Origin of the sequence: Rossellomorea sp. NPDC077527, assembly GCF_044542955.1 — a bacterium.
Classification (GTDB): Bacteria; Bacillota; Bacilli; order Bacillales; family Bacillaceae_B; genus Rossellomorea; species Rossellomorea aquimaris_E.
The window spans coordinates 1-11,150 of sequence record NZ_JBITVL010000018.1; the positions used below are offsets into that span (position 1 = coordinate 1).

Annotated in this window: 15 protein-coding genes; 2 read left to right on the forward strand and 13 right to left on the reverse strand. The window is 42.1% G+C overall.

Annotated elements, in window-relative coordinates; all coding sequences use genetic code 11:
• Positions 1-399 precede the first annotated feature (399 nt).
• Complete coding sequence (locus tag ACIGG7_RS23605) at positions 400-627, reverse strand: hypothetical protein (RefSeq protein ID WP_224945516.1); 228 nt, start codon at positions 625-627, stop codon at positions 400-402.
• A gap of 140 nt (positions 628-767) precedes the next feature.
• On the opposite strand from ACIGG7_RS23605, the gene pdaB reads away from it, so the two are divergent.
• A complete protein-coding gene (gene pdaB, locus ACIGG7_RS23610; protein WP_397551172.1) occupies positions 768-1,517 on the forward strand; it encodes a polysaccharide deacetylase family sporulation protein PdaB in 750 nt (249 codons plus the stop codon).
• A gap of 34 nt (positions 1,518-1,551) precedes the next feature.
• Here pdaB and ACIGG7_RS23615 read toward each other — a convergent pair whose 3' ends face one another.
• A complete protein-coding gene (locus ACIGG7_RS23615; RefSeq protein WP_397551173.1) occupies positions 1,552-2,187 on the reverse strand; it encodes a KinB-signaling pathway activation protein in 636 nt (211 codons plus the stop codon).
• A gap of 149 nt (positions 2,188-2,336) precedes the next feature.
• Between ACIGG7_RS23615 and gerD the strand changes: the two genes are divergently transcribed.
• Complete coding sequence (gene gerD / locus ACIGG7_RS23620; RefSeq protein ID WP_397551174.1) at positions 2,337-2,981, forward strand: spore germination lipoprotein GerD; 645 nt, start codon at positions 2,337-2,339, stop codon at positions 2,979-2,981.
• Positions 2,982-3,050: 69 nt separating this feature from the next.
• Here gerD and ACIGG7_RS23625 read toward each other — a convergent pair whose 3' ends face one another.
• From ACIGG7_RS23625 to ACIGG7_RS23675, 11 genes are all read right to left on the reverse strand, one after another.
• On the reverse strand, positions 3,051-4,100 hold the full coding sequence (locus ACIGG7_RS23625) for an Mrp/NBP35 family ATP-binding protein (protein ID WP_224945510.1): 1,050 nt from the start codon (positions 4,098-4,100) through the stop codon (positions 3,051-3,053).
• Positions 4,101-4,566: 466 nt separating this feature from the next.
• The gene (cwlD, locus tag ACIGG7_RS23630) at positions 4,567-5,295 is read right to left on the reverse strand and encodes an N-acetylmuramoyl-L-alanine amidase CwlD (RefSeq protein WP_224945509.1); all 729 of its coding nucleotides are present in this window, start codon (positions 5,293-5,295) and stop codon (positions 4,567-4,569) included.
• A gap of 92 nt (positions 5,296-5,387) precedes the next feature.
• The gene (locus tag ACIGG7_RS23635) at positions 5,388-5,834 is read right to left on the reverse strand and encodes a DUF2521 family protein (protein WP_224945508.1); all 447 of its coding nucleotides are present in this window, start codon (positions 5,832-5,834) and stop codon (positions 5,388-5,390) included.
• Between the two features lie 232 nt (positions 5,835-6,066).
• Complete coding sequence (rpsI, locus tag ACIGG7_RS23640) at positions 6,067-6,459, reverse strand: 30S ribosomal protein S9 (protein WP_034765933.1); 393 nt, start codon at positions 6,457-6,459, stop codon at positions 6,067-6,069.
• A 22-nt stretch (positions 6,460-6,481) separates the two neighbouring features.
• Positions 6,482-6,919 (reverse strand): 50S ribosomal protein L13, encoded by a 438-nt coding sequence (rplM, locus tag ACIGG7_RS23645; RefSeq protein ID WP_034765935.1) that lies wholly within the window; start codon positions 6,917-6,919, stop codon positions 6,482-6,484.
• A gap of 183 nt (positions 6,920-7,102) precedes the next feature.
• A complete protein-coding gene (gene truA / locus ACIGG7_RS23650) occupies positions 7,103-7,855 on the reverse strand; it encodes a tRNA pseudouridine(38-40) synthase TruA (RefSeq protein WP_397551175.1) in 753 nt (250 codons plus the stop codon).
• A gap of 14 nt (positions 7,856-7,869) precedes the next feature.
• Positions 7,870-8,667, reverse strand: coding sequence for an energy-coupling factor transporter transmembrane component T family protein (locus ACIGG7_RS23655; protein WP_397551176.1), 798 nt, complete (start codon positions 8,665-8,667; stop codon positions 7,870-7,872).
• Complete coding sequence (locus tag ACIGG7_RS23660; protein WP_397551177.1) at positions 8,664-9,533, reverse strand: energy-coupling factor ABC transporter ATP-binding protein; 870 nt, start codon at positions 9,531-9,533, stop codon at positions 8,664-8,666. Before ACIGG7_RS23660 ends, ACIGG7_RS23655 begins: the two co-directional genes overlap by 4 nt.
• A complete protein-coding gene (locus ACIGG7_RS23665; RefSeq protein ID WP_397551178.1) occupies positions 9,509-10,345 on the reverse strand; it encodes an energy-coupling factor ABC transporter ATP-binding protein in 837 nt (278 codons plus the stop codon). Before ACIGG7_RS23665 ends, ACIGG7_RS23660 begins: the two co-directional genes overlap by 25 nt.
• A 280-nt stretch (positions 10,346-10,625) precedes the next feature.
• Positions 10,626-10,988: a 50S ribosomal protein L17 gene (gene rplQ / locus ACIGG7_RS23670; RefSeq protein WP_034765940.1), complete on the reverse strand. Its 363-nt coding sequence runs from the start codon at positions 10,986-10,988 to the stop codon at positions 10,626-10,628.
• A 46-nt stretch (positions 10,989-11,034) separates the two neighbouring features.
• Positions 11,035-11,150 (reverse strand): DNA-directed RNA polymerase subunit alpha C-terminal domain-containing protein (locus ACIGG7_RS23675; protein ID WP_397551179.1); only part of this gene is annotated, 116 nt, incomplete at its 5' end.

Here is an 11,150-nt window from a genome sequence, read left to right on the forward strand (position 1 = left end):
ACTCTCCGATAAAAGTTTGAATAGCTCTTTAAAAATAAATCTAGAATTAACGTTGACGTATTGTCTTGTTTTGTTCAGTTTTCAAGGTTCAATGTACAAGCACTTCGTTTGAAGCGACTTTATTAATTTATCACATATCATCGTGTGATGTCAACTGTTTTTTCGAATTATTTATTGGTGTTTCTTCTAAATAATTCAATGTGTTTCAGCGACGTTTATTACTATAACAAGTTTTCAGATACGGGTCAATACATTTTGTGAACTTTTTTAAGGAATTATTTCAAAGCCGTTACTTCTTTTACATCCTTCTCTTTCGTTACCGGCTATCTAAAGCACATTCCCCATTCATCTTAGCATAATGGAAGCTCCCGCTTATCTAAAACGGGAGCTTCCGTATCATCAATACGTCTCTTTCCTAGCTGTCGTCTTCATATATTTCAAACATTCCTTTTGACTGGCAAAGCGTTTAAAAAGGGAAAATAAGATTTTATACCGCTCATCCATTGCTCTTTTAACGATATGATCAATTCGAGAATCTTTTAAGTCAAATAGTATTTCATCCATTTCTCGTTTTAATAAATACTCTATTTCTTGTTTCTCTCTATCATTAATCATTAACCCCAGCAAGTATGTCACCCCTTTATGTTTGTATTTGTAGTTTTTTCCATTAAGTGAAATTTATAATCATTTTTTTAACATATAGATATTTTTTCCGGGGACATGCATATCTTTAGTAAAGATAGACGGTTGAACGGAGGGATCAATCTGTGAATACATTTCACACAGTGAATGCTAAGAAATTAAAGCAAATTAGTCTGATCATCGTGATTTCTTTCTTTACTGCTTTGTTTGTCTATAGCAGTAATCTTTCGACTCTTTCTGTTTTCAGTACAAAAGATGGCCCGAAAGCGATCTACAAAGGAGAAAAGGGTGTGGCGATGACGTTTAACATCGGTTGGGGAGATGAAAAGGCCAAACCGATTCTTGAGGAATTAAAGAAAATGAATGTCACATCCGCTACTTTCTTTCTTTCGGGAGCCTGGGCGGAACGACATCCTGATTTAGTGGAACAAATTGTAAAGCAGGGATATGAAGTCGGTAATCTCGGCTATGCTTATACCGACTATACGGAGTTGGAACCGAGTAAGATCAAGCAGGATATATTGAAAGCCGATACGGTCTTTAAGAAGCTGAATGTGAAAGAGGTAAAATTATTACGGGTACCTACCGGTCATTTTGATAAAAAAACATTAAAAGTGGCCGATTCCCTCGGCTTAACGGTTGTTCATTGGAGCGTTGATTCTAAGGATTGGACAAATCCAGGGGTGGATGAAATTCTCCGGAATATAAGCAAAGTGAAAAAAGGGGACATCGTCCTTCTCCACGCATCCGATTCCGCTAAACAGACGAAAGACGCCCTGCCGTCCATCGTGAAAGAGTTAAAAGGAAAAGGGAACTTCATTACCGTATCTGATATGATATCAAACGGTGATGCCAAGTCTTCCCTCATTCAATAAAAAAACCGCAGATGACATTCATCTGCGGTTTTTTTCAGCGCTTAGCCGACTGCTTTTGTTCTCTTTCAATTTGGGATTTCTCTATATACTTAGGAAGGCGCAACAGTTGGAATGCATTACAGGCAAGTAATGCGAGCAACATAAGATACAGCCATTTCACGGAATTCACCAATAATACCGGCAGCCATTCCAGTGTCGTCACCACGATCATAAAGAAAAGTGCAGATACAAATGTGTTGGTCTTGGCTTCTGATTGCTGGTTCTTCACATAAGCAACCACAAGACCCACCACTAAGATCCCTATTCCGAGTAAAATATAAGGGGTGTACGATTCACCTTCAACAGCGAATGCCCTGAACCGGAAATAAATCAGATCGAACAGCACAAGGGCGATCAGTACCAATTGAACAGGGTTCCATAAGCTTTTAAACATCCCCATCCCGAATTGATGAATGGTCAAGTATGCGAAATACCCCATTTGACTGATGACACTGAATGTAAATCCTACAAATACGAACCAAAGTAAACTCGATAATATGCCAATCACGTTACCGTCTTGAAAGTAAGGTCCGAACTGATCCCATCTAATGATAAGGGCAGTCACACCCGTTACGGCTCCACCAATTACTAACGTATGAATAAATAAACGAATCCAATTGCGGATGGTCACTTCTATTTTCCTCCAAATAAAAAGATATACACTCCCCTGATTGTACCAACGCATGTTTAAAAAATCTAGGTTCCAATTTTCCCTGTGCATATTTTTTTCGTTATTTCTCATATTAAAGGTAAGGGAATTTGTATGGAAGGAGCCTACCCATGAAAAGATATTCCTTTCTTTTTCTACTGCCCCTGCTTCTTCTATCCGCTTGTAGCGGTGGAGGAGAGACAGGCAGTAGCAAAATGGATTACGAAGAAACCAAGAAAATGGTTGTTGATATATTAAAGACCGATGATGGAAAAAAAGCCATCCAGGAAATCATGACGGATGAAAAAATGAAGTCAGAGCTTATCATGGATCAAAAAGTCGTCACGGATACCATATCCAAAACGCTCACATCCGAAAAAGGAACAGAATTCTGGAAAAAATCTTTTGAGGATCCGAAGTTTGCAGAAGCAATGGCGAAAAGCATGAAGAGCGGAAATGAAAAATTGCTCAAAGACCTCATGAAAGATCCAGAATATCAAGGAATGATGATGGACCTCTTAAAGGATCCTGAATTCAAGAAAGAACTTACTGAAGTTCTAAAAAGCCAGGAGTACAAAGAATACCTGCAAAAAGTAATCACCGAGACATTTGAAAGCCCATTATTCAAGGCAAAACTTCAGGATGTTCTATTGAAGGCTGCTGGGGAAATGAAAGATGGGGGTAAAAGTGAAGGTGGCGGAAGCGAATCTTCTTCTTCTGGAGGTAGCCAAGGAAGTTCAGGCGACTCCGGGGGTACTGGCAACGGCGGGCAATAAGAAGCACGTCACACTCAAATTCAAAAGGACAAATGCAGTCTTCTCTGCATTTGTCCTTTTTTCGTTTCCTTAAGATAACTTTTCAATCACCTTGTGAGCGATCTCTCCATAAATTTGTCCCAGTCGGTGATCCTCTGCATAAATAGATGGAGCAAAATCCTCTTCATTCCAATCAGGCTGTTGAAGTGGAAGCTTCCCTAATAAATCAGTACGGAGCTCTTCTGTAAGCTTCTCTCCCCCGCCTTGACCGAATACGAATTCCTTTTCACCTGTCAGTTTGCTTTCAAAATAAGACATGTTCTCCACTACGCCTAAAATATCATGATCCGTTTGAAGGGCCATGGCACCTGCACGAGCTGCTACAAAGGCCGCTGTTGGATGAGGGGTCGTCACGATGATCTCCTTACAATGTGGAAGCATCGTATGAAGGTCCAGAGCGACGTCTCCAGTTCCCGGAGGCAGATCCAGTAATAAATAGTCTAAATCGCCCCACTCGACTTCAGAAAAGAAGTTATTGAGCATTTTACCAAGCATCGGTCCTCTCCAAATGACAGGGGCATTATCTTCTACAAAGAAGCCCATGGAGATGACCTTTACACCAAATCGTTCTACTGGAATAATTCTTTCTCCACGTACGACTGGTCGTTTCACAATTCCCATCATATCGGGTACACTGAAGCCGTAAATGTCGGCATCTACAAGTCCTACTTTCTTGCCTTGACGGGCTAAGGACACGGCCAGATTGACGGAAACCGTTGATTTTCCCACTCCGCCTTTTCCGCTGGCAATCGCGATGAAGGTTGTCTTACTTGCCGGGGATAATAAATCCGTTCCTTCCCCACCTGTTCCTCTATGCTTCTCAAGCTCTTCTTCTGGAAGTTCGGTAAATCTGATACCTACAGACTCAGCGCCATTCTCTTTCAACAATTGGACGATTTGTTGCTGAAACTGCATCTGCTCCCCGGTACCGGTCTTGGCAATGGCAATTTTCACGCTGACATGATTCTTTTCTTCTTTTATGGAGATGTCTACGACTCCATTTGTTTCTTGTAATGTTTTATGTAAAAAAGGATCTTTTAATCCGAATAATAGCTCGCGTGTCTGTTGTTCCGTTAACATGAATAACCACCCTTTTTTATGTATTCGTTTTCAACTCTCTGTGTTCAGTATAACATATTCTCAGTTGAATGAATGCTCAAAAGGTTTCGAATGCTTTTGTTGAATAATAATAATGGTGCTAGTATATTAAACAAGTCAAATATATAGTAATGCTCTGTCAATGATTGTGTGCTGAAGGGGGAGGTGGAACTACTCCGCTTTCCGCGGACGTTCGGCCGAGCCTCCTCAGCAAAATTCGCTTCCGGGGTCTCGGCGCGCCCGTTTTCCGCAGGAGTCTACGTAGTTCCCCCTCCCCCTTTTAACAAGTTTTTCGTGACAGAGCTTAATAATGATCATATGATGTGATTACAATCAACAATGTCTGTTAAGTTATTGAAAAAATTTAACTAATTCTCACTTCATCAATAATTAAACTATTTTTACGAAATCACCCCAAAATAAAAACCACAAGAAAAAAGCTGAGAGGTTATTCCTCATCAGCTTCTTTTTTGTTTTTATCGTCCATAGTTAGATAATTAAGTACTCCTTGATAGACGGATGCTGCAATTTTTTGCTGATAGTCTTCTTTTAGAAGGTTGGCCCTTTCTCCCGGATTGGAGAGGAAGCCGATTTCGACGAGGGCTCCGGATTTTTTTGCATGTTTCAGGATATATACATTCTGAAGTCCCTTTGCTTCTCTGGTTGTGTTTTCCAGATTCCTTGTCAATTCAGCCTGGATGGCTTTGGCAAGTGCTTTGTTTTCTTCAAATTTTGGATTGTAGAACGTTTGGGCCCCGCTCCATTTTGCTGATGGGATGGAATTCAGATGAATGCTAAGAAACATATCGGCCTCTGATTCATTAATCAGGCTGAGCCGTTTCTTTAGATCTTCCACTTTTCGGCGGCTGTATCCCCTCGTATCCTCATCAGCAAGATCTTTATCCTTCTCGCGTGTCAGAATTACGAGCGCCCCTTGCTCTTGCAGATAATCCCTTATCATCAGCGATACATTCAAAGCGATATCCTTTTCCAGTGCCTTTTCATCCCCAGCCCCGCCATCAGGACCACCATGGCCAGGATCTATATAAATGATTTTTCCTGATAAGGGGAGGTTCCATGAATCCCATGTATCCTTGTCTAATACCTTATATTGAATGATGAATAATAAGATAGCCAGTGCAGAAATTATCCCGATAACCTTCAGTTTCTGAACCATTCCAGTCCTCCTATTTCCAGTCTTAACCACGGAAGAGAATTCCCGCTGCTTTACTAAAAAATATGGGACAAGAATGGATTTTAGAACTGAATTTAATTCAAACGCAGTTTGTGGCGCTTGATCCCTTTTTCATACCCTTCAGACCACCATGTTTCCACATAGTGTTCACAGCAATAATAAAAGGACTCGTCTACCTGATTGGAGACACCCATCTCAGACCAGTACAACCAAAAATTATACAGGGTATCAATAAAATGCTTCATTTCTTCCTCGCACCGCTTTTTCACCAGCTTCTCGTCTTCACCCGAGTAACCAAACTTACTGACCTTTCCACCCAGGAGATAGGCCTCGATCGCTACATCAAAGCAAGCCTCGTCAAATCCCTGCTGCATAAATACGCCGCCTTGAACCTTTATATATCCAAAATGCCGCCTGACACTCTCCTGCAGCATCTTAATCGAAATTTCTTTCAACAATGTTCTTTCTGTCTTGATTTGCTTTTCTCTTCTCTTTGTATTGAAAGTTGTAATAACGTTCAAACACATCCACCCCTTTGAACGTATTTTCCTACCCAACACCACACTTCATTCGAGTAACTGTTACCAATTTTTTTGAGGGACGGACCTCCAAAATCAGCCTTGTAATATAAAGAATCCATTGATACTAAAGGGTTTTAGTTCAGAAATGGAACATAAATGGAGGTCCGTCCCTCAAACCCAATAAAAAAAGCCCAGCCGACAGAATCGGCTGAGCTTTTGTGTGAAATAATAATTAACGCTTAGAGAATTGTGGCGCGCGACGTGCACCTTTAAGACCGTATTTTTTACGCTCTTTCATACGAGAGTCACGAGTTAATAATCCAGCGCGTTTTAGAGTTCCACGGTATTCAGGGTCTGCTTGTAGTAAAGCACGAGCGATTCCGTGACGGATCGCACCAGCTTGACCAGCATAGCCTCCACCATTAACGTTTACTAAAACGTCGTAGTTACCAAGAGTTTCAGTTGCAACTAGTGGTTGCTTAATTACTTCTCTTAGTGCTGCGAATGGGATATAAACTTCTACTTCACGATCATTGATAACAATGTTTCCGTTACCTGGTACTAAACGTACACGAGCTACTGAGCTCTTACGACGACCAGTTCCGTAATATTGAACTTGAGCCAAGATAATAACCTCCTCTTATTAATTATCCACGAAGTTCGTAAACTTCAGGTTGTTGTGCTTGATGTGGATGCTCTGCTCCAGCATATACATGTAATTTCTTGAACATTTGACGACCTAGAGAACCTTTTGGAAGCATACCTTTGATAGTAAGCTCTAACATTTTCTCTGAGTAGTTTGTACGCATTTCTAATGCTGTACGTTGTTTTAAACCACCTGGGTGATTTGTGTGACGGTAGTAGATCTTGTCCGTTAACTTCTTCCCAGTTAATTCAATTTTTGAAGCATTAAGAATGATTACATGATCACCAGTGTCAACATGTGGTGTGAATGTTGGTTTGTGTTTTCCGCGTAGAATTGAAGCAACTTCACTGGATAGACGTCCAAGAGTTTTACCTTCAGCATCTACAACGAACCATTTACGATCGATTTGGTTGGCTTTTGCCATATACGTTGTACGCATGATTTAACCTCCTATTTAATGAATCCGTAGTATTTATTTTCTAATCACAATAAGTTTCCGGGGCTTATCGTGGGGTTAATAACATACCATATGCTATATTATCTTGTTCCCAGTCTATTGTCAAGAGAATGTTACACCAGGATTAGTTGTTTTAGTATTTTTTTAAATCATTTATAGATAATCCTATTTTTCAGAAGAACCATACTCCACCTTCCACAAATACAACCCATGCGGCGGTGCGGTCTTTCCTGCACGATCACGATTCCGGGCTTCCAGGATTAGAGGTATGTCTTCTATAGGAATATTCCCAGAACCTACCTCCAATAATGTTCCGACCAGGATCCTCACCATATTATATAAAAACCCATTCCCTACAAAAGAAAAAATAATTTCTTCTTCATGCTCGTGAATGCTAATATGGTGGATCGTCCTTACTTTGTCTTCCACCTCGGTCTTAGCTGAGCAGAAGCTCGTAAAGTCATGCTCACCGATAAGATAACCTGCAGCGCGCTCCATGTCGGTCACTGAAAGGTTATAAGGGTAATGAAGCGCAAAGTGACGCTTAAATGGACTTCTTGACTCCCCGGTATAGACCCGGTAACGGTATTCCTTCTGCTCTACTGAAAACCTCGAGTGAAAATCTGCCGATACAATCTCCGCGCCTTTCACCGTTACCTCATCCGGCAACCGTGTATTCAGGACTACTGGCCATTTCTCTGCAGGTATGGATAATGGGGTATCAAAATGAAATACTTGTCCATTCGCATGGACTCCTGCGTCGGTCCGGCCTGAGCCGCTGATCCGTATCCTTTCCCCCTTATGGATGGTAGACAATATATCCTCGATGACACCCTGGACAGTCCGCTCTCTGGGCTGTACCTGATATCCATGAAAATACGTTCCATCATATGCGATGGTACACTTCACTCTCTGCATAAGCCACACTCCCGTTACCCTCTGAAAATAACTAATACTGCTGTCAGGAGGGCAAGTACGATTAACGCCCCCGTGTCCTTCTTATGCCAGGATAGCAGGCGGTATTTCGTCCTGCCCTCCCCTCCTTGATATCCTCTTGCTTCCATGGCGGTTGCTAGGTCCTCTGCCCGTTTAAAAGCACTGACGAAAAGGGGGATCAATAAAGGAATGATGGCTTTGATCCGATCTTTAATGGGACCGGACGAAAATTCTGCCCCTCTTGCAATCTGCGCTTTCATGATCTTGTCTGTTTCCTCCATCAAAGTGGGGATAAAGCGCAGGGAAATGGACATCATAAGAGCCAATTCATGAACAGGGAACTTTACCTTTTTCAATGGATTCAATAGCGTTTCAAGCCCGTCCGTGATTGTGATGGGAGACGTTGTCAATGTCAATAGTGATGTCACAAGGATCAGGTAAAAGAATCGTAATGAAATAAAGATCCCCTGCCTTAGCCCTTCTTTATGAACAGACAGAAGCCCGAGGTCCAGGATGACAGGACCTTCCTTTGTGAAAAACACATGCAGGAAGAATGTAAACAAAATCAGCCATAGAATGGGCTTGAGCCCTCCGATGATGAACCGGATGGAAAGATTGGATAGAATGAGTGCACTAATCGTAAACAGGCCAAGCAATGCGTATGTCACAGCGTTATTCGCCAGGAAGACGACACATATAAATCCGAAAATGAATAATAGCTTTGCTCTTGGATCCATTTGGTGAAGGATGGACTTAGCCGGCACATAGCGTCCGAAGATCATTTTCTCCATCATAGCGCTGCACCTCCGTCCTGAATCGTATGGATGGCAGAAGCCAATTCATCGATTGTTAAGCAGGTCTTAGGCAGCTTCTTCCCTATCCTATGTTCGAGCTGATACTGAAAACGGACGACATCAGGGACATCCAGTCCCATTTCAAAAAGGGAATCCGCATCTGAGAATATATCCCTCGGGCTTCCTTGTCGTTTTAATCGCCCTTTCTGCATGATCACGATTTCCTCTGCATAATGAGCGGCATCCTCCATACTATGGGTGACCAGGATGGTCGTCAGACCCTTTTCTTTGTGAAGAGTATAGAACATGTCCATGATCTCTTTTTGCCCTCTTGGATCAAGTCCTGCTGTCGGCTCATCCAATACGATGACTTCTGGATTCATGGCCAGTACCCCGGCAATGGCGACACGTCTCATTTGTCCGCCTGACAGATCGAATGGGGATTTCTGTAATACATCCTCAGACAGCCCGACCTTGACAATCAGTTCTTTCGCTCTTCGGATTGCTTCTTCCTCCGACACACCGAAATTCATGGGACCATAGCAAATATCCTTGAGGACGGTTTCTTCAAACAACTGATGCTCTGGGAATTGAAAGACGATCCCGACTTTTTGTCTTACGGGCTTCAGGTTCTTCGCTTTTTGTTTAGCCTTTATTTCATGCTCCCCTACCCGGACGATTCCCTCCGTAGGCTTTAATAACCCGTTCAAATGCTGCAGGAGTGTAGATTTACCTGAACCGGTGTGGCCGATCACCGCAAGAAACTGCCCCGTTGGAATAGAAAGATTGATATCCTGAAGAGCAAGCTTTTCGAATGGAGTGTTGAATGAATATCGGTATTCTACTTGTTGAAATGTAATGTGCATAATTCATCCACCAACTCTTCTTCTGTAAAATAGGTTCTGCTCAAAGGAATTCCAGAGTTCTTCAATGCCCCGGCAAGCTTGATTGTAAATGGGGAATCCAGTCCGAGCTTCATCAGTTCATCCTCTAAAAGGAAAATCTCTTCTGGCAATCCTTCCTTAAAGACACTGCCTTGGTTTAAGACAATCATGCGATCTGCCTTTGTCGCTTCTTCCAGGTCATGGGTAATGGAAATCACCGTCAAGTTTTCTTCCTCTTTCAGTTTACGAACTGTTTCAAGGACTTCCTGTTTTCCTTTTGGATCAAGCATCGAGGTGGCTTCATCCAAGATAATGATCTTCGGCTGCAAAGCTACAACCCCGGCGATCGCAACACGCTGTTTTTGACCTCCTGATAAATGGTGCGGCTCTTGATCAAGAAAATCTTCCATATGGACACTTTTTAAAGCATCATTGACTCTCTGTACCATCGATTCATGAGGTACCCCATGGTTTTCTAACCCAAAAGCCACATCATCTTCCACTGTAGCACCCACAAATTGATTATCGGGATTCTGAAAAACCATACCTAGCTTAGAGCGGATGTCCCAAATAGAACTTTCCTCAAGAGTGATTCCATCCACCTTAACAAGTCCCTTCTCAGGAAAATGAAGACCGTTCAACATCTTCGCAAGGGTGGATTTACCTGATCCGTTATGTCCGACAATGGCAAGCCACTCACCCTGACGAACAGTCAGACTAATACCTTTTAGGGCGAAGGTATCTTGATCCGGATATCTGAAATGCACATCGTCCACTTTAATGATTTCTTTCAATTCTGTAACCTCCTCTATGCTCTTCCATACTCAGCTCTGCTAAAACCTTTGCATATAAAAAAAAGCCTGCACCCCGACCAAAGAAAAGAGAGTCTTTTCTTGTTCATCCACTGAACAGCTTCTATGAACATAGAAGTTGGAAGGGGTGCACGAGCTAGACGAGTCAGACAGCGCTGCTCATCGTAACGCTCTGCTTTTCATCACATGCACTTATACAAAAAGGGCAAAGAAGCAGTTAAGGATTAACTGTCCCGCCCTTAATGTTAGAAGTCACGAATTATTAAACTAATTCGATGATTGCCATTGGAGCACCGTCACCACGGCGAGGACCAACCTTCATAATGCGAGTATATCCACCTTGACGCTCTGTGTAACGAGGAGCGATGTCAGAGAATAACTTTTGTAAAGCATCTTGGTTGTTTTCAGCGTTTGCAACTTCTTTACGAATGAATGCACCAGCTTGACGACGCGCGTGAATGTCACCACGTTTACCTAATGTGATCATTTTTTCCACAACTGAACGAAGCTCTTTCGCACGAGTTTCAGTTGTTTCGATGCGCTCGTTAATGATTAGGTCTGTAGCTAAATCACGTAGCATTGCTTTACGTTGAGCACTAGTACGTCCTAACTTTCTGTAAGCCATTAAGGGTTCCCTCCTTTGTTGAGTCTATATATGAAAGAAGATGTTATCAGTCGTCTTTACGTAATCCAAGTCCAAGGTCTTCAAGTTTCACTTTAACCTCTTCAAGGGATTTACGTCCTAGGTTACGTACTTTCATCATATCTTCTTCAGTCTTGTTAGCAA